The sequence below is a fragment of the Micromonospora sp. NPDC049559 genome (genome assembly GCF_040676675.1).
Lineage (GTDB): Bacteria > Actinomycetota > Actinomycetes > Mycobacteriales > Micromonosporaceae > JBFAPK01.
In genome coordinates this window covers 1-17648 of the sequence record NZ_JBFAPK010000064.1, presented here as the reverse complement: position 1 = coordinate 17648, position 17648 = coordinate 1, and the positions used below count along the sequence as shown (strand labels likewise).

Genomic DNA, 17648 nt, shown 5'->3' with positions numbered 1-17648 from the left:
GTCCGCGCGGCGCCGCAGTCGGGCCCGCCGCCGGTCAGCGACCGGCGAGCAGCCGGTTGACGGCGGTGTCCACGTCGAGGTGCTCGGCCTCGCGGCCACGTGGCACCACCACGTAGGTGCGCCGCAGGAAACGGACGAGCACGCTGCGCGGCACCTCGAAGAGTGCGTTGCCGTCGGGCGACGACAGCGCCAGCGCGACGAAGTCGCCGCGCGGGGTGGCCCAGGGCCACACCCGCACGTCGCCGATGCCGGCCGGTTCGTCGAGGCCGGTCACCAACAGTTCTCGGGCGAAGGACCAACTGACCGCCTCGCCCCCGGCGGATTCGGCATGGAACAGGACATGGACCGCGTACGGGTCAGCAGGGTCGTAACGCAGGCTGGCGCGCACCGGCAGAGCCGTGGCGTCAGGCGCAACGAGCCTTAGCGACGTTTCGACCTCTACGGTCGTCGGTCGGATGACACTCATGGACGTTCTCCCCCCGGCACCGCTGCGGAACGGCCGTGTCCCGCTTTTCCCATACTCAGGTGCTGCTCCTGGCTACGCTCCGCCATACGCTGACTTCACCCAGTGGTGGGAAGCTGCGCGGAAACGCCACGTGAATGCGCGAATTCAGGTAGAGTATCCAGTTCTGCCCACATACTAGATCCGCCCCGGCGTCGGGTAATTCAGACGGTGACTCACTCCGGTAACGTCCAGTCGTCCCGTCGAGTGACGGGCCGGGGCGACACTGGGGGTGGAAATGGTCACGAAACCATCCTCAATGGAGCGCCCCGGTGGCGGAGCGCTGCCGGATGGGGCACCAATCTCAGCGGGGACGGGGGCAGAGGTGCGGGAGCGGGAGGGTCACGTGCCGGGCGCCGAACACGACGACCGGGGTACGACGGCAACCGAGGCCGCGACCGGCTCCGGCGTGACGGGCTCGGGATCGACCGGCCCGGAATCGGCGGGCTCCGGTCCGGCCGGCCCGGGTCCGGCGGAGCAGCGGGCCGTGCCGCGCCGGCGGCGGGTGTCGATGGCGCTGGAACTCATCCGCGCCAATCCGACCGGCCGGATCGTGCTCAAGGTCGCCGTCGCGCTCGCGGGCGCGCTGGTGGTCGCCGTCGGTTTCGCGCTCATCCCGCTGCCGGGCCCGGGCTGGCTGATCGTCATCGGCGGGCTGGGTATCTGGGCGGTCGAGTTCCACTGGGCGCGGCGGCTGCTGACCTTCACCCGCCGCAACGTGCAGGCCTGGGCGCGCTGGGTCGGGCGCCGCTCCTGGCCGGTACGGCTGCTCCTCGGCGCGGTCGGGCTGGTCTTCGTCTGCGTGGTGATCTGGCTCTCGCTGAAGTACAGCCTCGGCATCGACCTGGTGGCCCGGGCACGCGAGTACCTCGCGACGCGCTGACCCCCCGGAGATGCGCGGCCCGGGCGGCATCGGGTACAGTCGTCCGCGCCAAGGGCGATTAGCTCAGCGGGAGAGCGCTTCGTTCACACCGAAGAGGTCACTGGTTCGATCCCAGTATCGCCCACCGAGGTCGGGGGCCGGAATCCATCGATGATCCGGCCCCCCTTCCATGCCGTACCACAGCGAAGTACGGCAACGTCCGGCCATCGAGCCTCTCGTCCAGCCGGCCGGATACTCAGACCGAAATCGGTCCGGTGATCGTGCTCACCGACCCCGGCCTGGACTGCTAGCCTGCGGCGGTGTCGGTAGGACCCGATGAGACTCGGCCGAGCCGCGGCGGCCCCCGGCTGGCGGACGCCGGTCGCCTGGCGGCGTTCAGCGACGCCGTCTTCGCCATCGTCATCACCCTGCTGGTGCTGGACCTGCGGGTGCCGAACTTCCACGAGGGCGAGCTGGCCGCGTCGCTGCTGGAGGAGGCTCCGTCCTACCTGGCGTTCGTGGTGTCGTTCGTCTACATCGGCGTCCTCTGGCTCAACCACCACGCGCTGCTACGGATGATCCGTGGCACCACCCTCACGCTCAACTGGATCAATCTCGGCATCCTCTTCGGCGTGGTGATCATCCCGTTCCCGACCGCGGTTCTGGCGGCGGCGCTGGCCGATGGCGACGACGGCGACCTGCGGGTGGCCGTCGTCATGTACGCGTTGGCGGCGGCGCTGATGTCGGCACCCTGGTTGGTGTTCTTCGCCTACCTGCGCCGCCACCCGGCGCTGCACGCGGTCGAGGTCGACCGGGACCAGGTCCGCGCGCAGGTGGCCCGCCCGATCACCGGCCTCGTCCTGTACGGACTGACCGGGCTGCTCGGCTGGGTCGTGAGCCCGGTCATCGGGCTGCTCGGCATCATCGTGATGATCATCTATCACGGTGTCACCAGCGAAGGTCTCCGCCCCGGACCGCTCCGCAGACTGCGGCACCGCGGCGGAGCCTGACCCGCGCCGCGGCTCGCGCCGGGACGACCCCGGCGCGGCGGTCAGGTCCCGGCGCCCGTACCGGTGGTGGTGGCGGCCGGGAAGTCCGCTCCCCGGCTGACCGCCTCGTCGGCCCGTAGCTCGGCGAGCATGGCCTCCAGGTTGTCCGCCACCCGGTCGTACCCCGCGCCGCCCAGCACCAGCCGCCTCGGGGCGGGGTCGCGGTCGACCGCCGCGACCACGGCCTCGGCGCCGCGCACGGGGTCGCCGGGCTGCCGGCCGTCCTGTTCGATCATGCCGGTCCGCACGGCCTCCAGCAGCGGCCGGTACGCCTCGACGTCCTCCTCGACCGGCTCGTCGGCGAAGCCGGCGTAGGCCCGGGTCCGGAAGGCGCCGGGCTCCACCGCGAGCACCCTGATGCCGAACGGCGCGACCTCCTGCCGCAGCACCTCCGTCAGCCCCTCGATGGCGAACTTCGCCGCCGTGTAGAAGCCGAATCCGGGTACGCCGACCAGGCCGGCCACCGAGGACATGTTGACGACGCAGCCGGCCCGCCGGGCCCGCATGCCGGGCAGCACGGCGCGGGTCACCCGCAGCACCGAGAAGAAGTTCAGCTCGAACGTCTTCCGTACGGCGGCCTCGTCCATGCCCTCGACCGAGCCGTACCAGCCGCGACCGGCGTTGTTGACCAGCACGTCGATGCCCCCGAAGCGCCGCTCGGCCTCCGCCACGGCCAGCCGGACCTGCTCGGCGTCGGTGACGTCGAGGGGCAGGACGAGCGCGGCGTCGCCGTGCCGCGCCGCCCAGTCGCGCAGCTCGTCGGGGCGCCGCGCGGTCAGCACGACCCGGTCGCCGCGGTCGAGCACGACGTCCGCGTACGCCATGCCGAAGCCGCCCGGGGTGCCTCCGGTGATGAACCAGGTCCGCATGATTTCCTTCCCGATGTGCTGCCTGTGACGGTTCGAAGGTTCGGGGGAGCGGCGGGCGTCAGGGTGCGATCTCCAGCTGACGGATCCGGTCGCCGGCGAGCGTGAAGCGCCAGGTCAGGTCGGCCGTACCGCCCGGGAAGTTCCCCTCGATGCGACCGCTGACCAGGAAGGCGTCCGCTCCGGCCGGTTCGACCCGGCGCAGTTCGGTCGTGTACTCGTACCGCGACGCCGGCCCCTCCTGCCACGCTCGGATCTCCGCGCGGCCGCGCCGGGTCTCGCTCTCGTCGACGACCACCGCGTCCTCGGCGAACAGGCCGACGACGCTCTCGACGTCGCGACGCGCGCTCGCGTCGAAGTACTCCCGGACGACCCCGGGAACTGGCGTGTCCATGTCTCTCCCTCCGCTACCTATCAATGCTACACGGCTTAATGTAGCGCTACATGAGCTACCATAGCGCTATGCCACGTCGCGCGTTGAGCGGCAGCGCCCGAGACCGTCTCCTCCTGGCCGCCGCCGAGCTGATGGACAGCTCCGGCGAGCGTGACCTGTCGACCCGGGCGGTCTGCGAGCGCGCCGGGGTGCAGGCGCCGACGCTGTACCACCACTTCGGCAGCAAGCAGGGGCTGATCGACGCGGTGATCAACCACGGCTTCAGCCAGTACGTCCATTCCCCGCGGCCCTCGGGCGGCACCCGGGACGCGCTGGACGACATCCGCCAGGGCTGGGATGCGCATGTCCGGTTCGGGCTGGAACATCCGAGCTTCTACGCCCTGCTCTACGGACGGGTCGAGCCCGGCCGGCCCTGCGCCATCACCGCGCCCGCCCACGCCATGTTGCGGGACCTGCTGGGCGCCGCCGCCCGCCAGGGGCTGCTGCGGGTACCGGTCGACGACGCGGCCGAGCAGCTCCTCGCGGCCAACGTCGGCGTCACGCTCAGCCTGATCACGCAACCGGAGGCGGCGCGCGACCCGGGCCTCTCGGACCGGGTACGGGAGGCCGCGCTCGCCGGCGTCCTCGACACCACCGCGCGCGGCGAGTCCCCGGCGGCGACCCGCGCCAGCACCGCGCTGGCGCTGCGGACCCTGCTGGAGCAGGATCCGACCGGGCTCACCGCCGGGGAACACGCGCTCCTCGGCGAGCTGCTGGACCGCCTGGGCCGTTCCTGACCCCGGTCGGTCCGCCCGCCGGTCGTCAGGCCAGCGAGCGCGCCCGGGCGACCGCCTCGTCGAGGCGTACCGTCAGCTCGGCCAGGCGATGGCGCACAACGCGATCGGCTGGTACCGCGCGCAGCTCGGCGACCACAGCGAGGCGATCGAGGCGTGCCGGCAGGGGCTGGCGCTGCTGCGCGAGTTCGACGGCCGGCACGGCGAGGCGGCCACCTGGGACACGCTCGGGTACGCGCAGCACCGCGCCGGCCGCCCCGCCGAGGCCGTACCGTCGTACCGGCACGCGCTCGCGCTCTACCGCGAGTTCCGGGACCGCTACTACGAGGCGGACCCGCTCGGCCACCTGGCCGACGCGTTGCTGGACGCGGGCGAGGCGGCGCAGGCCCGACGCAGTTGGCAGGCGGCGCTGCGCATCCTCGACGACCTCGGCCACCCGGACGCCGAGCGGGTCCGCCGCCGGCTCGTCGAGACCGGCTGACTCAGGGGCGGCCGGCGGCGGTCCGGGAGCCGGAGCGGGCCGAGGCGAGCATCTCCGCGCCGAGCGGGCGCAGGCTGTGCAGTACCGACCCGCCCAGCCGCCGGGTGCTGATCAGTCCGGCGTCGCGCAGTACGGTCGCGTGCCGGCTGGCGGTGGCGAGCGAGACCCCGACCCGCTGCGCCAACTCGGTGGTGGTGCAGCCCGCGTCGACGGCCTCCAGGACGGCGGCCCGGGTCGGCCCGAGCAGGGCGACCAGCGGAGCCTCGGGCGTCCAGATCTGGTCGGTGCCCGCCTCCCCGACCGGACCGAGGCGGTCCGCCACCGGATAGACGAGCACCGGCCGCAGCTCGGGGTCGCGCAGCAGCGTCGGCTGCTCCCAGCAGAAGAACGAGGGGATGAGGCTCAGCCCCCGGCCGTCGAGGTGCACGTCCCGGGTGACCCGGAAGCCGTGCACCTCCAGCACGGGTGGCCGCCATCGCAGGTCGGGGTGGAGCGAGCGGATCATGCCCTCGATGCCGGCCGTCGCCATCATCCGGGTGCTGGCCACCCGCTCGGCGCCGGTGGCCGCCTGGATCCGCGTCCAGTACGGCGCCACCGCCACCCGGTGGTACTCCCGCACGGTCGTGGCGAGCAGTCGCAGGCTCTCGCGCTCGCCGTCGGCCAGCGACCTGGTCCAGCTCGACACGGGACGGTACGCGGCGAAGTGCCGCAGGTCGGTGCGGAGCCGGCGGCGCGGGGTGGCGAGCAGCGCCTCGATCCCGGCGTCCAGCCCCTCGGCGCCGTCGGTCGGGGTGAGGAAGTCCGGCGAGTACCCGTACGGCGGGGTGAGTTCGAGCAGCGGTCGCACCTTCGGCGAGAGGCGCCGGCGTACCGCCTGCCGCCAGCGCTGGAACGCCGGTCCGCCGGTCCGGTCCTGGAGCAGGTGCAGGCTGAGCAGCGTCTCCCACATCGGATCGGGTCCGCTCGCCAGGCGGAATCGGACCAGATCACCTTCGGTGAAATGGATTCGGATCACCACGGGCCTCCCCCTGACCGTCGGGTATCAGCCTGGTCCGCGTCCAGGATCGATCGCAACCCGGTTCGGCGCCGGTTTCGGTCGGCCATGCGACGTGTCTCATTCCCGATCGAAAGCCGGGCGCCCGAAAGCCGGGAACGCGGCGCGGGCATTGACGGCGGGGTTTGCGGCTGGGTCGAAAGGCGTCGCGGGCGGGGCGGCCCGCGGGCGAGCCTGAAGCCGGTGGAGTTCGGCGCGAACGAACGTGACGCCGGCGGGCCGCACCGCAGGATCCGGCGGTTTTCCACCGCCACCCGACCGTCGCCATCGGCCCTGGCGACACGTAACAAGGAGAGAGAACCGTGAGCATCTCGACCAGCGTGACGGGACTGCGTGGCGCCGCCGTCGCCCTCGGCCTGGCGGCGGCCGCCGCGACCGCCGTGGCCGCCGCTGCCCCGGCGACGGCCGCCGCGGCGACGAACGCGACGGTGGCCCAGGATCCCGCCGACGCCAGCGGATTCGTGATCTGGCGCGGGGAGGGAGTCCGGATCCGCGCCTGCGCCAGCACGTCCTGCACGGTGCTGGGGCTCGGCTACAGCTCGCACGTCGCCGGCTGGTACTGCCAGGAGGTGGCGAACGGCTTCGCCCACATCCACAACTTCACCACCGGCGTCGACGGTTGGGTCTCCACGTCGTTGATCTACTACGGCTGCGACTGACCCGTCCGGACCATTTGGAACGGGGGCGGGCGCGGAATTGCGGCGGACCTCCATCCGCCGGATTCCGCGCCCGGGAATCTCCAGGCGCCCGCGTGCCGGTAATCCGAGGAAACCGGTCCGAGCGGGCCCGGTTCGGGAAATGTCATCCGATCAAACCGATCCCAGCGGAGGGTACGAAGAAATGCGCGCGAAAACGCGGACCGGGTCCGGTTCGCCCACGTCCTCGAGGACCGGCCGGCGCCTGCTGCTCATCGCGCTCGTCCTGGCGGCCGGCGTGCTGAACGCCGGTGTCGCCGCGGCGGAGCCGTCGACGGAGACGGCGGGGGCGCAGGAGGCGCCGGCGAGCGCACTGGCCACCTGTTCCGGCAACTCGTGCAACTACCAGGACCCGCAGGCGACAGGCTGCTCCACCGGTGCCGCCAACTTCGACGACTGGATCTACGTCGGATACCTGGTCGAGCACCGGTACTCCCCGACGTGCCGGGCGGTCTGGGTCCGCGCCACCTACGTCTCGGGCAACGCCTGGTCCTTCTCGGCCTACCTGGAGACCAGGCTGCCCGGCGGGAACGTCCGGCAGTACGTGACCTGGCGGGGCGACACCGGCTGGTCGAACATGTACTCGTCCGGCTACCTGAGCCGCATCGTGGCGGTCTCCAACACCGGTACCTACTACGGCGACTGGTTCTGAGTCACTGGCCGGCCCGCGGCGGGTCCGGACGGTACGGGAGCGGAGCGGGGGCGCGTCCCCACCGTCCGGTGACCGGTCGCGGCAGGTGTCCGGGGCGCGAAGGAGGCCGGCGGGGCCAGCAGTAGCGGCCCGGTCGGGCAGCACGTCGAGGGCACGGGCGGCCACCGCGCGATCACCGGAGGGGGTGGTCACGCGGTGGCCGCGCCGTACGCCGGCCCCGCCGGCTCGCGCGTGCGGAGCTACCCGTACCGTGTTGCGACGTCTTCGCCCACTTCGACGGTCGTCGACGTCGCGGCCCGACCCGCCTCGACGGCGATGGTGGACGCGGCCGTGGTTGCCGGAGCGGGGCGGTCACCCCCGGGCCGGCGGGCCGAAGAGGATCGACGAGAAGAGGAAAATGCCCACGCATCAGGACATGGTGGAGTTGTACGGCGCCGAGAACGTCGTCACCGTGCCGCGATCCGTCGTCGACGGCCTCTCGCTGGGGCCGGCGGACGCCGAGACGCTGGCGGCGGTGGGGCTGCCCCGCTACGGCTCGCCGTACTTCACCACCGAGGTCGTGGGTGGGCCGGAGTTCCTCAGGGTCATCGACGTCACCCGCAAGGACGGCAGGCCGCACCGAGAGGTGATCATCGGCGGGCCGCCCGGAGACGCCGGAATGCGCTTCTCGCTGAGCGCGTACGAGGGGTTCGTGACGCTGGCCGAGCTGAGCGCGGTCGAACCGCGGGGCGAGGTGGTGAACAACAACCTGGCCGAGTTCGTGGAGTTCCTGTACCTGATCGAGCGGCACCGGGTCCGGGTGGCCGGCGATCCGGGCATCCGGGAGAAGTCCCTCGACGAGCTGAGGAACACCCTCGTGGGCATCGACCCCTTCTCGTTCGAACTGGCCGAGGACTGGTGGTCGATCGCGCTGCACCAGCTGGGCGGAGGCGACATCGCCCCGTGAGCGGGCTCGCCGAACCCTGAGCGGCGCGCCGCGCTGGCCGCTGGCCGCCCGCGGATGCCTGACCGCCCGCCGCACCGGGGTGCCCGCCGCACCGGGGTGCCCGCCGCAGGGGGCGGGCGGGTGACGACGTCGTCGCCGTCACCCGCCCGCCCGCGCCTACCGGCTTCTTTCCCGACCTCGTACCGCCCCGGGTTCGGGGCGGTCGTGGAGGCGGACGATCAGGCGTCGATGAACTTCGCGTCGAAGTGCCAGCCCTGCTCGGAGCCGCCGTTCTTGCCCCACTGGACCAGCTTGGCGCCCTCGGCGGTGCTGCCCCCGCCCGAGACGGAGACCACGTCGCTCTTGCCGTTGACCAGGTAGCCGTTGTCCTCGTACCAGTTCTGCTCCGGTCCGCCGTTGCAGCTCCACTGGATGATCTCGGCGCCGTTGGCGGTGCTGCCGCCGCCCTCGACGGACATGCAGTAGCCGCTCTTGTAGTTCCAGACCCAGTAGTGGGTGGCGGCCTGGGCCGGTGACGCGACGGGTTTCCGTTCACTCGCCGGCAATGTCCGTCCCTTGTGGCCTTCCGTCGAGGGCGTGCGTGCGCGCGGCGATGCCCGCCCGCGCGTCCAAATTGCTACTAGCGCCAATAGGTTTGTTATGGAAACCTGTTGGCATGACCACTGATTCGGTGCCCGCCGGCGGCGATCCCCGCCGGCTGCTGTCCGACGTGCGCTTCCTCGCCCACCGGGTGCGTCTCGACCAGCGGCTCACCTGGGTCGCGCTGCTGGTGCTGGCCGCGGTGACGCTCGCCGGGATCCCGTTCGACTGGCTCGGCATGAGGGTCGACTGCCTGCCCGACGGCGGCTGCCAGTTCGCGCGTCGGGGCATGTTGTACTACTGGCCGCCGGCGCTACCGCTGGCGTACGCGGCGATCGCCGTCTGCTACGTGCGTGCCGCCCGGGCGCGGGGGCTGGGCGCCCGGGTGCTGCCGTACGCGATCACCGGTGCCGCGACGACCGTCGTCTTCCCCGCCGCATGGCTGGCGGTGGCCCTGTACCTCTCGGAGCACCCGGTGCCGGACCACCCGCTTCCGTACTGGGGACTCGTGCTGGACCGGCTGGTCATGCCGTGGGGCATGATCGGGGTCGCGCTGCTGGTGCTGGCCTGGCTGGAACGCAACGTCGCGCTGCTGCTGTTCACCCTCGCCTACCTGGCGATGGTGCTGCTGGTGCTGCCGATGAACACCGGCTTCGGACCGTTCCAGTGGGGACTCCGAGCGGAGATGGCGCTGCCGCAGCTCGTCAGCGGCGCTCTGCTGCTGCTCGGCGCGATCGGCTTCCGGCTGGCCGATCGGCGGCACCGGTGACCGCCGAGACCGGGACCTCGGACCCGCACACGCCGCCCGCCCATCCGGTCACCGGCCTGGACGACGTGGTGCACCAGCGGGTCCGGTTGGGCATCCTCACCATCGCGCACGAGGCCCGCCGGGTCGAGTTCGGCTACCTGCGTACCCAACTGCGGCTGACCGCCGGCAACCTCTCCCAGCACCTCGGCGTGCTGGAGACGGCCGGTCTCATAGAGATCGAGAAGGGGTACGCCGGTAAGCGCGGCCGTACCTGGATCACGCTCACGGCCGCCGGCCGCACCGCGCTCGCCGAGGAGATCGGGCGGCTGAAGCTGCTCATCGCGCGGGTCGAGACCACCGACACCCGGGAGGACCGATGACCGCGCGTACCCGCTCGCCTTATTCGACCCGCACCCGCGGGGCCGGCGGGGACACCTGCTCGACGGCCCCCCGCGGGCCGGGACTCGCCAGGGAGTTGCAGGAACGGGCGGCGCGGGCACTTCCCGTGACCTCGCTCGTACGCCTCGGTGGGTGGTGGCTGCGCCACGGCGACGGAAGCGCCTGGTGGGCCAGCTCGGTACTGCCGCACGGGGATGTTGGCGTGCTGCCGCACGGGGATGTTGGCGTGCTGCCGCGCGGGGAGGCCGGCGTGCTGCCGGATGCGGATGCCGGCCCGGCGGAGCTGCCGGGCCGGATCCGCCTGGCGGAGGAGTTCTACTCCGTCCGGGCCGCGCCCGCCCGGTTCCAGATCACCCCGGGCGCCTGCCCGGCCGACCTCGACGCGATCCTCGCCGGACGCGGTTACCGCGTCGAGTCCCCGATGTCGCTGCAGTCCGCGCCGGCCGCGGAGGTCGTCGCGCGGCTTCCGCCGGGGGAGTCGCGGCTGCGGCTCGACGACCGGCCGACCGACGCGTGGTTCGCGGCGTGGCTGGCCGTACACGGCGGCGGGGCCGACGCCGGGGCGGACCGCGACCTGCTCTCCCGGGTCGACCGGCCGGCCGCGTACGTCTCGGCGCTGGACGGGGACGAGGTCGTGGCGGTCGGCCGCGCGGTACACGAGACCGGCTGGGCCGGGATCTTCGGCATGGCCACGCTCCCGTACGCGCGCGGCCGGGGCGCCGCGCGGCAGGTGCTCGCGGCCCTCGCCCGCTGGGCCGCCCGGCACGGCGCCGGGCAGCTGTACCTCCAGGTCGAGCCCGGGAACACGGCCGCGCGGCGACTGTACGAGCGCTCCGGCTTCACCGAACTCTGCCGGTACCACTACCGGACGGCGGCCTCCTGAGCCGACGGCGGAGACGGTCGCGCCGCCGAGGCTCGCCCGGTGCCCTCAGGGGCGCCAGAGGTCGACGGCGACGGCCCGTCTCCGCTCGGCGAAGCGGCCGGTCGGCGACGCGTCCAGCAGCAGGTCCCGCAGCTCCGCCTCGAAGTCGGGCAACCGGTCGCCGAAGAGGTGCGGCGCCGAGCTGGAGAGCGAGAAGACGGCGGCGACGATCTCGTCCAGGCTCCGTTCCACCACCTGTCCGCCCTCGACCTCGAACCGGGTCGGTCCGAGGTAGCCGGCCCCACGCATGATCTCGTTCTCGCCGGACGGGATACCGGTCGGCAGGTACCCCTGCCCGGCCCGCCGCACCGGTCCAAGATGGGCCGCGACGAGGCCGTTGACGCGATCCCACGGCGGGGACGGATGCGGCAGCGGCTCGCCGCCGGAGACGCCCTCGTGCGTGCTGGCGTGCACGTGCAGCCAGACGCCGCCGTCGGCCAGCATGTCGCGTACGCGCCGCGCGACCAGGGGGCGGTCCATCCAGTGGAACGACTGGGCGAACGTGACCGCCCGGAACGTGCCGAGGCCGGCCGGCAACTCCTCGCCGCGCAGCCGGCGCCACTCGACGTTGCCGATTCCCCGGTCGGCCGCCCGGCGGCGGGCCTCGGCGAGCATGTCGCCGTCGGCGTCGACCCCCACCGCCGCCGCGAACAGCGGCGCGAGCAGCAGCGTCAGCGAGCCGGGTCCACAGCCGACGTCCAGCAGGCGCCCCGTGCCGTCCAACCCCACCTCGGCGCGGATCGCCTCGGCCAGCTCGGGCGGGTACGGCATTCGTCCGACGCTGTAGTGCGGTGCGCTGCCCGCGTACAGCGTCTCGTCCCACTCCCACGTCCCGATCGGCACGGCGGGATGTTACCGCCGCCGCGCCGCCGGGAGTGCTCGACGCGGCGCCGGGCGGTCCACGCGGGGCCGGATCGTCAGCGCAGCGCCGTCGTGGCGGTTCTCGCCGCCTCCGCGATCAACGCGTCGTCGTACGTGGCGTCCTTCTCGTCGCGGCGGGACATGATCGCCAGCACGATCGGCGCCCCCTCGGGCGGCCACACCACCGCGATGTCGTTGCGGGTGCCGTACCCGCCGGAGCCGGTCTTGTCACCGACCGTCCAGCCGGCCGGAACACCGGCCCGGATCAGCTTGCCGCCGGTGGTGTTGCGACGCAGCCAGTCGACCAGCACCCCGCGGTCCTCCTCCGAGAGGGCGCTGCCGAGGGCGTACGCGCGCAGGTCGGTCGCCAACGCGCGGGGCGTCGTGGTGTCCCGTACGTCGCCCGGGGCGGCCTCGTTGAGCTCGGTCTCCGTCCGCGCCGGGTCGGTGACCTGGTCGCCGAGGGCGCGCAGCGTCCGCTCCAGGCCGTCCGGTCCGCCGATCCGGCGGAACAGCAGGTTCGCCGCCGTGTTGTCGCTCATGGTGATCGCCGCCTCGCCGATCGCGCGCAGCGTCATGCCCTGGTCCACGTGCCGCTCGGTCACCGGCGAGTGGTCGACCAGGTCCGCCTTGCGGTAGCGCACGACCTGGTCCAGCTCTGCGGTCGACGTCTGGGCCAGCATGGCGCTGGCCGAGAGCACCTTGTGCGTGGACGCGTACGCGAACCGCTCGTCGGCGTGGTACGTGACCGTCCGGCCGGAGCCCGTGTCCAGCGCGTAGACGCCGAGCCGCGCGTCGAACCGCGTCTCCAGCCCGGCGAACGCCTGATCCAGCTCCGGGTCGGGGGCCGGTGGCGCGGCCGAGGTCGAGGCGCTGGCGCTGCCCGTTCCCGGCGCGGGCGTTCGCGCCGGCGGGGGCGCGGCGGTGCTCGAACAGGCCGAGAGGCAGGCAAGCGCGGCGGCCAGCGCGCCGACGGAACGCCAGGGGTACCTGGTGGTCATCGTGTGTCTTCCCTCCGGAGGGTCGGTCGGCCGCCCCCGACGCCGCCGGGGCCGACCGTGCCGACGAGGTCGTGTCGAGGAGCCTGCCAGCGGCACACCCATGCGGTCCAAGACGGAAACGCGCGGATCCATGCCGATCCGGCATAGACTCGCGCGTCGTGGACGTGCTCGGGGCCTACAAGGCGTTCGTCGCGGTGAGCGGGTACGGCAGCTTCACGCTCGGCGCCGCCGCCGCGCGCATCCCGCAGTCCGTCGCCAGCCGGCGCATCGCGGCGCTGGAGGAGCACCTCGGTGCCCGCCTGCTCGACCGGTCGTCCCGCAACGTCACGCTCACGCCGTTCGGCCGGGAACTGCTGCCGGCGGCGAGACGCCTGGTCGACCTCGCCGAGGCGCTGGAGCACGACGCCGAGCGCGCCCGGCTGCGCCCCCTCCGGCTGGCGGTACCGGCGGTCTGCGCCCCGCCGCGGCTGGCCCGGCTGGTGGTCGAGGCGCGCCGGCACGACCTGAACCTCGATCCGCACCCGGCCGGGCCGCACGAGCGCGGCGAACTCGTCCGCACCCTGGAGGTGCGCGCCGCCCTGGTGGCCGTACCGCCGGAGACCGCCGGCTGGCGGGTGCCCCTCGGTCTCGCCGCCGGCGCCCGGGAGGCTCTCGGCGACGGCGACGGTGCCGACGAGCGGGGTGGGGCGCTCTACGTGGAGACCCTGCGGGCCGGGCGCGGCGGGACGCGGGAGCGGCGCCGCCGGATCTGGGTCCAGCCCGAGGACGACGTGCCGCACGTACGCGACCGGGTGACCCGGTTGGGCGCCGCCGTCGGGCTGCTACCCGCCCAGGTGGCGGTCTCGGCCTCGCTCGTCGGCGCGGCGGCCGAGGTGCTCGGCTCGACCGACCTCCTGCTCTGCTCCCGGGACCAGGCCGACGAACTGGACCTGTACTGGTGCCCGGTCGGTGAGCTGGACCTCGCCCGCGGCTACGACCTCGTCGCCGGGGCACGCGAGGACGGGCACCGGCTCCGGACCCCGCTCGGCGCGGCCATCGCCCGCTGCCTCGGGGCAACAGGCGCGACCACCCCGGCGGGCGCGACCACCCCGGCGGGCGCGACCACCCCGACGGGCCCGACCACCCCGACGGGCCCGACCACCCCGGCCGACCCGACCCGCGCGATCACCCCGGCCGGCTCGACCGGCCCGGGCAGGTTCCGGGATCCGGCCACCGTCGCCCCGGATGACCGAGCCCTCCGGTGAGCGACGACGGGGGCGGACGCACTCTCCGCGCGGAAACCCCCGCCGAGGTCACCGCCGGTCCGCACCGGCCCGGCGTCGACGCCGATCGCGGTACGCCGCCTCGTCCGCGACCTCGCGACGCGCCGGCCGACGGCCCCGACCTGGGAAGATGTTCGTACCGAGATCGACATTGCCATGCAACCCGTCGCCCCGTTGAACACGTATGTGTGGCGGATGCCGCCGCCGCGGCGCGCACGTGTGCGAGGGGGAGTTCGATGGATGCTGCGATCTGGGGCACCGGCCTGCGGCCGGGTGGCGCCGGCATGGGCGGGCACACCGCCGGTACGGACCGGCACGCCGCCGGCCGGCCCGCGGGTCCGGCGCGGACGGACCGGTCCCGGTGACGGGCCCGGGCGTGCGGCGCCGGCGGGTGCTCGGGTCGGTGGCGCTCGCGCTGGCCGGTGCCGGCGTGGCCGGGGGCGGCGTGCTCTGGCGCTGGACCGAGGCGGACGGCGAGTCGGTGCCGCGCACGGACGCCACCACCCCGGCGCCGCGTACCCCGACGCCGAGCCCGACCCCGGACTACCTCGGGGCGGCCCGCTCGCGGGTGGCGGCCTACCTCACCGAGACCGGCGGCCGGATCACGGTGGCGGTGCAGGACCGGCTGACCGATCTCGAACTGGCCGTCGGTACCCGTCGCTTCGCCACCGCGAGCATCGTCAAGGTCGACATCCTGGCCGCGGTGCTGCTCCGCGCCCAGCAGCGCAGGCGCTCGATCAGCTCCGCCGACCGGCAGCGCGCCCGCAAGATGATCACGATCAGCGACAACGACTCGGCCACCGCGCTCTTCGGTACGGCCGGTGGGGTGGACGGGCTCAACACGGCGAACCGTACCTTCGGGTTGCGGGAGACGAAGCCCAGCGTGCACTGGGGGATGAGCACCACCACCGCGAGCGACCAGATCCGGCTGCTCACCGCGATCACCGCCGAGGACGGCCCGCTCACCGCGCAGAACCGCGAGCTGATCTTCGACCTGATGAGCGAGGTCGTCGAGGAACAGGACTGGGGGATCACGGCCGCCGCCGGGCCGCAGACCACCGAGCGCTACGTCAAGAACGGCTGGGTCCCCATCGACGCGGACGCCGGGCGGTGGGAGGTCAACAGCATCGGCCGGCTCGTCGAGCCCGGGCACGACTGGCTCGTCGCCGTGCTCTCCGACCACCACAAGACGCAGGCGGCGGGCGTACAGATGGTCGAGAAGGTGGCCAAGTACACGCTGAACCAGCTGCGCGCGGTACCGCCGGTGACCGTGCCCTGAGCCTCACCGCTCGGTACGGGTGCCCAGCAGCGCGTAGAACAGCGGGGTCCGCGGGGCGTCGCCGGGCAGCCGCCACCAGCCCGGCGCGACCTGCTCCATCCCCGGCCACCGGGGCCAGGGCAGCTCGTCGCTCTCGCGCAGGCGTTCGATCCGGATCCCGGCCCGGACCAGCGCCGTCACCACCTCGCCGAGCCCGTGCGCCCACTCGTAGCTGGTGGTGGCCTCGGGCAGCGCCGGCCCGTCCGTGTACGTCCGCGTCGCGTCGATCTCGATCGGTCCCCGCCCGGCGAGGTAGTCGTGCCGCAGCACCAGGGCGTCCTCGCCCTCGGCGCGGGGCACCAAACCGAGGGAGTAGAGCACCGGGTGGAACTCGACCACGTACACCCGACCGCCCGGGCGGAGCAGGCCGGCGACGACCTCGGCCCAGCGGTCCAGGTCCGGCAGGTAGCAGAGCGCCCCCTTGCCGGTGTAGACCACGTCGAACCGCCGCCCCGCCAGGGCCTCGGCGGCGTCGTAGACGTTCGCCCGGACGTACTCGATCTCCAGGCCGGCCTCGCCGGCGATCCGCCGGGCCGCGGCGACCGCGGCGCCCGAGAGGTCCAGTCCGACGGTACGGGCGCCGCGCCGGGCGAAGGCCGCGGTCTCGGTACCGAGGTGGCACTGCAGGTGCAGCACGTCCCGCCCGGCGAGTTCGCCCAGGTCGGCCCACTCGTACCCGGCGAACCAGCTCTCCGGGTCCTTGCCGCCCACGTCGTAGAAGCGGCTGGCCACGTGGATCGGGGTGCGGGCGTTCCAGTTCGCCTCGATGGCGGTCATCATCCGGCGCGTGGCGTCGTCGAACCCGTCGGTCATGGGTCTCATCCAGCCATAGTGGATCCCTCCCGGTCCACCCTCTGTCCCGTTCTCGTCCCGGCCGGGCGGGGAAGGGCACGGATCGCTGGCATCAACCGCCACAAAGCGGGAACCCGCGCCGGATGTTCGGTTTCCTCCCCACGGTGCCGTGGCCGATCGGCCCCAGCGTCGGCGTCTTCGCCGCCGCCGGGCTGATCACCATCCTCGGCAGCATCCGCCTCGTCGCGCTCGGGGACGCGCTGGCGGACCGTACCCGATGGGGTGAGGCGGTCTTCGGGGTGGTCTTCTTCGGCGTCGCCACCGGGCTCTCCGGCATCGTGATGACCGCGGTCACCGCCGCGAACGGGCACCCGGACCTCGGCTACAGCAACGCGGTCGGCGGCATCGCCGCCCAGACCACCGCCGTCGCGCTCGCCGACGCCTTCTACCGGCGCGTCAACCTCGAACACGCCGCCGCGTCGCTGTCGAACCTGCTCTTCGGCAGCCTGCTGATCGCGCTGCTGGCGCTCGCGCTGCTCGGCAGCTACAGCCCGAACGTCACCGTCGGCGGGGTGCACCCGGTCTCGGTGGTGATCGTCGCCTGCTACCTCGGCGGCCTGCACCTGATCCGTACCGCCGGGACCCGGCCGATGTGGCAGGCCGTCGGTACCACCGAGACCCGGCCCGACCTGCCCGACGACCACGGCGCCCTCGACCGGCACGGGCTGGCCTGGCTCTGGGGGCAGTTCGTGCTGGTCGGCGGGGGCGTGGCGGTCAGCGGCTGGGCGGTCTCGCTGGCCGCCGAGAGCGTGGTCGAGGTGACCGGCCTCAGCGCCGGGTTCACCGGCGGTGTCCTGCTCGGCGTGGTGAACGGGCTGCCCGAGACCGTCACCGCCATCGCCGCGGTACGCCGGGGCGCGGTCACCCTCGCCGTCGCCGCCGTCCTGGGCGGGAACATCCTCGACGTGATCACGCTGGTCGTCGGCGACATCGCCTACCGCAAGGGCTCCATCTACCACGCCGCCGGCAACGAGGACCTGTTCATCACCGCCACCGGCCTGTTCATGACGGCCGTGCTGCTCGGCGGTCTCCTCGTCCGCCAGGCCGGCGGCTGGGGGCGGCTCGGCTTCGAGGGGGTGCTCCTCTTCGCCAGCTACGCGGTGATGACCGTGGTCCTGGCGACCTGACCAACGGATCCGCGACGCGATCGGCCGGCGGGCCCGCGACCCGCCCGACCGGAAGTCTCCGCGACGCGACCGGCCGGCCCGGGCCCGCGACGCGGCGCGATGTCGCCGACGGGCGGCGCATCGAGCCGGCCGCGAGCGCCGGATGTCATGCTAGGGGCCACATTTTGGCACCTCGAAAGGACAGAGCCCGTGGCACGTCGCCTCTTCACCTCCGAGTCGGTCACGGAGGGTCACCCGGACAAGATTGCGGACCAGATCAGTGATGGCATCCTCGATGCGCTGTTGGCGCAGGATCCGCGGAGTCG

Annotated in this window: 23 protein-coding genes and 1 tRNA gene; 16 read left to right on the top strand and 8 right to left on the bottom strand. The window is 73.4% G+C overall.

The features are described from left to right. Positions 1-34 precede the first annotated feature (34 nt). On the bottom strand, positions 35-466 hold the full coding sequence (locus AB0J86_RS37790; RefSeq protein WP_007457244.1) for an SsgA family sporulation/cell division regulator: 432 nt from the start codon (positions 464-466) through the stop codon (positions 35-37). Between the two features lie 523 nt (positions 467-989). Between AB0J86_RS37790 and AB0J86_RS37785 the strand changes: the two genes are divergently transcribed. The 3 genes from AB0J86_RS37785 (at position 990) to AB0J86_RS37775 (ending at position 2374) form a co-directional block, all read left to right on the top strand. Then, positions 990-1385 (top strand): TIGR02611 family protein, encoded by a 396-nt coding sequence (locus AB0J86_RS37785; RefSeq protein ID WP_363863414.1) that lies wholly within the window; start codon positions 990-992, stop codon positions 1383-1385. Between the two features lie 52 nt (positions 1386-1437). After that, a tRNA-Val gene (locus AB0J86_RS37780) sits at positions 1438-1509 on the top strand. Positions 1510-1684: 175 nt separating this feature from the next. Beyond that, positions 1685-2374, top strand: coding sequence for a TMEM175 family protein (locus AB0J86_RS37775; RefSeq protein ID WP_363863382.1), 690 nt, complete (start codon positions 1685-1687; stop codon positions 2372-2374). Between the two features lie 41 nt (positions 2375-2415). On the opposite strand, the gene AB0J86_RS37770 is transcribed toward AB0J86_RS37775, so the two are convergent. Together AB0J86_RS37770 and AB0J86_RS37765 are read right to left on the bottom strand one after the other, a co-directional pair. After that, complete coding sequence (locus AB0J86_RS37770) at positions 2416-3282, bottom strand: SDR family NAD(P)-dependent oxidoreductase (protein WP_363863379.1); 867 nt, start codon at positions 3280-3282, stop codon at positions 2416-2418. A gap of 58 nt (positions 3283-3340) precedes the next feature. Beyond that, complete coding sequence (locus AB0J86_RS37765) at positions 3341-3673, bottom strand: nuclear transport factor 2 family protein (protein WP_363863377.1); 333 nt, start codon at positions 3671-3673, stop codon at positions 3341-3343. A 68-nt stretch (positions 3674-3741) separates the two neighbouring features. On the opposite strand from AB0J86_RS37765, the gene AB0J86_RS37760 reads away from it, so the two are divergent. Together AB0J86_RS37760 and AB0J86_RS37755 are read left to right on the top strand one after the other, a co-directional pair. Then, the gene (locus AB0J86_RS37760) at positions 3742-4449 is read left to right on the top strand and encodes a TetR/AcrR family transcriptional regulator (RefSeq protein WP_363863374.1); all 708 of its coding nucleotides are present in this window, start codon (positions 3742-3744) and stop codon (positions 4447-4449) included. An 88-nt stretch (positions 4450-4537) separates the two neighbouring features. Continuing rightward, positions 4538-4927 (top strand): tetratricopeptide repeat protein, encoded by a 390-nt coding sequence (locus AB0J86_RS37755; RefSeq protein WP_363863371.1) that lies wholly within the window; start codon positions 4538-4540, stop codon positions 4925-4927. Position 4928: 1 nt separating this feature from the next. On the opposite strand, the gene AB0J86_RS37750 is transcribed toward AB0J86_RS37755, so the two are convergent. Beyond that, positions 4929-5942: a winged helix-turn-helix domain-containing protein gene (locus AB0J86_RS37750; RefSeq protein ID WP_363863368.1), complete on the bottom strand. Its 1014-nt coding sequence runs from the start codon at positions 5940-5942 to the stop codon at positions 4929-4931. A 341-nt stretch (positions 5943-6283) separates the two neighbouring features. Between AB0J86_RS37750 and AB0J86_RS37745 the strand changes: the two genes are divergently transcribed. From AB0J86_RS37745 to AB0J86_RS37735, 3 genes are all read left to right on the top strand, one after another. Further along, positions 6284-6640, top strand: coding sequence for a hypothetical protein (locus AB0J86_RS37745; protein ID WP_363863365.1), 357 nt, complete (start codon positions 6284-6286; stop codon positions 6638-6640). Positions 6641-6821: 181 nt separating this feature from the next. Continuing rightward, entirely contained in the window at positions 6822-7328 is a 507-nt protein-coding gene (locus AB0J86_RS37740) for a DUF2690 domain-containing protein (protein WP_363863362.1), read from the top strand. A 397-nt stretch (positions 7329-7725) separates the two neighbouring features. Then, a complete protein-coding gene (locus AB0J86_RS37735; protein WP_363863359.1) occupies positions 7726-8274 on the top strand; it encodes an SUKH-4 family immunity protein in 549 nt (182 codons plus the stop codon). A 218-nt stretch (positions 8275-8492) separates the two neighbouring features. Here the strand turns inward: AB0J86_RS37735 and AB0J86_RS37730 are convergent, their stop codons facing one another. Then, positions 8493-8819 (bottom strand): RICIN domain-containing protein, encoded by a 327-nt coding sequence (locus AB0J86_RS37730; RefSeq protein ID WP_363863356.1) that lies wholly within the window; start codon positions 8817-8819, stop codon positions 8493-8495. A 110-nt stretch (positions 8820-8929) separates the two neighbouring features. Here AB0J86_RS37730 and AB0J86_RS37725 point away from each other — a divergent pair, with 110 nt between their 5' ends. From AB0J86_RS37725 to AB0J86_RS37715, 3 genes are read left to right on the top strand one after another with little or no spacing between them, the layout of a single operon-like run. Next, a complete protein-coding gene (locus AB0J86_RS37725) occupies positions 8930-9622 on the top strand; it encodes a hypothetical protein (protein ID WP_363863353.1) in 693 nt (230 codons plus the stop codon). Continuing rightward, the gene (locus tag AB0J86_RS37720) at positions 9619-9981 is read left to right on the top strand and encodes a transcriptional regulator (RefSeq protein ID WP_363863350.1); all 363 of its coding nucleotides are present in this window, start codon (positions 9619-9621) and stop codon (positions 9979-9981) included. The genes AB0J86_RS37725 and AB0J86_RS37720 overlap by 4 nt, the downstream gene beginning before the upstream one ends. Beyond that, on the top strand, positions 9978-10883 hold the full coding sequence (locus AB0J86_RS37715; protein ID WP_363863347.1) for a GNAT family N-acetyltransferase: 906 nt from the start codon (positions 9978-9980) through the stop codon (positions 10881-10883). The genes AB0J86_RS37720 and AB0J86_RS37715 overlap by 4 nt, the downstream gene beginning before the upstream one ends. Before the next feature lie 45 nt (positions 10884-10928). Here the strand turns inward: AB0J86_RS37715 and AB0J86_RS37710 are convergent, their stop codons facing one another. Together AB0J86_RS37710 and bla are read right to left on the bottom strand one after the other, a co-directional pair. Further along, positions 10929-11765, bottom strand: coding sequence for a class I SAM-dependent methyltransferase (locus AB0J86_RS37710; protein WP_363863344.1), 837 nt, complete (start codon positions 11763-11765; stop codon positions 10929-10931). A 74-nt stretch (positions 11766-11839) separates the two neighbouring features. Further along, entirely contained in the window at positions 11840-12784 is a 945-nt protein-coding gene (bla, locus tag AB0J86_RS37705; RefSeq protein ID WP_363863341.1) for a class A beta-lactamase, read from the bottom strand. 158 nt (positions 12785-12942) lie between these two features. Here bla and AB0J86_RS37700 point away from each other — a divergent pair, with 158 nt between their 5' ends. The 3 genes from AB0J86_RS37700 to AB0J86_RS37690 all read left to right on the top strand — a co-directional run bounded on the left by AB0J86_RS37700 (position 12943) and on the right by AB0J86_RS37690 (position 15325). Continuing rightward, on the top strand, positions 12943-14028 hold the full coding sequence (locus AB0J86_RS37700; RefSeq protein WP_363863338.1) for a LysR family transcriptional regulator: 1086 nt from the start codon (positions 12943-12945) through the stop codon (positions 14026-14028). A 254-nt stretch (positions 14029-14282) separates the two neighbouring features. Continuing rightward, positions 14283-14411: a hypothetical protein gene (locus AB0J86_RS37695; RefSeq protein ID WP_363863335.1), complete on the top strand. Its 129-nt coding sequence runs from the start codon at positions 14283-14285 to the stop codon at positions 14409-14411. Continuing rightward, the gene (locus tag AB0J86_RS37690) at positions 14408-15325 is read left to right on the top strand and encodes a serine hydrolase (RefSeq protein WP_363863332.1); all 918 of its coding nucleotides are present in this window, start codon (positions 14408-14410) and stop codon (positions 15323-15325) included. Before AB0J86_RS37695 ends, AB0J86_RS37690 begins: the two co-directional genes overlap by 4 nt. A 3-nt stretch (positions 15326-15328) precedes the next feature. Here AB0J86_RS37690 and AB0J86_RS37685 read toward each other — a convergent pair whose 3' ends face one another. Next, complete coding sequence (locus AB0J86_RS37685) at positions 15329-16186, bottom strand: class I SAM-dependent methyltransferase (RefSeq protein WP_363863329.1); 858 nt, start codon at positions 16184-16186, stop codon at positions 15329-15331. 113 nt (positions 16187-16299) lie between these two features. Here AB0J86_RS37685 and AB0J86_RS37680 point away from each other — a divergent pair, with 113 nt between their 5' ends. Further along, positions 16300-17343, top strand: coding sequence for a cation transporter (locus AB0J86_RS37680; RefSeq protein ID WP_363863326.1), 1044 nt, complete (start codon positions 16300-16302; stop codon positions 17341-17343). Between the two features lie 189 nt (positions 17344-17532). After that, positions 17533-17648: S-adenosylmethionine synthetase N-terminal domain-containing protein (locus AB0J86_RS37675; protein ID WP_363863411.1), on the top strand; the 116-nt coding region annotated here is incomplete at its 3' end.

Bases quoted from the DNA above. Each gene is read 5' to 3' on its own strand.
- AB0J86_RS37790 (WP_007457244.1), bottom strand. From the start codon at position 466: ATGAGTGTCATCCGACCGACGACCGTAGAGGTCGAAACGTCGCTAAGG.
- AB0J86_RS37770 (WP_363863379.1), bottom strand. From the start codon at position 3,282: ATGCGGACCTGGTTCATCACCGGAGGCACCCCGGGCGGCTTCGGCATG.
- AB0J86_RS37765 (WP_363863377.1), bottom strand. From the start codon at position 3,673: ATGGACACGCCAGTTCCCGGGGTCGTCCGGGAGTACTTCGACGCGAGC.
- AB0J86_RS37760 (WP_363863374.1), top strand. From the start codon at position 3,742: ATGCCACGTCGCGCGTTGAGCGGCAGCGCCCGAGACCGTCTCCTCCTG.
- AB0J86_RS37755 (WP_363863371.1), top strand. From the start codon at position 4,538: ATGGCGCACAACGCGATCGGCTGGTACCGCGCGCAGCTCGGCGACCAC.
- AB0J86_RS37740 (WP_363863362.1), top strand. From the start codon at position 6,822: ATGCGCGCGAAAACGCGGACCGGGTCCGGTTCGCCCACGTCCTCGAGG.
- AB0J86_RS37735 (WP_363863359.1), top strand. From the start codon at position 7,726: ATGCCCACGCATCAGGACATGGTGGAGTTGTACGGCGCCGAGAACGTC.
- AB0J86_RS37725 (WP_363863353.1), top strand. From the start codon at position 8,930: ATGACCACTGATTCGGTGCCCGCCGGCGGCGATCCCCGCCGGCTGCTG.
- AB0J86_RS37715 (WP_363863347.1), top strand. From the start codon at position 9,978: ATGACCGCGCGTACCCGCTCGCCTTATTCGACCCGCACCCGCGGGGCC.
- bla (WP_363863341.1), bottom strand. From the start codon at position 12,784: ATGACCACCAGGTACCCCTGGCGTTCCGTCGGCGCGCTGGCCGCCGCG.
- AB0J86_RS37695 (WP_363863335.1), top strand. From the start codon at position 14,283: ATGGATGCTGCGATCTGGGGCACCGGCCTGCGGCCGGGTGGCGCCGGC.
- AB0J86_RS37685 (WP_363863329.1), bottom strand. From the start codon at position 16,186: ATGAGACCCATGACCGACGGGTTCGACGACGCCACGCGCCGGATGATG.
- AB0J86_RS37680 (WP_363863326.1), top strand. From the start codon at position 16,300: ATGTTCGGTTTCCTCCCCACGGTGCCGTGGCCGATCGGCCCCAGCGTC.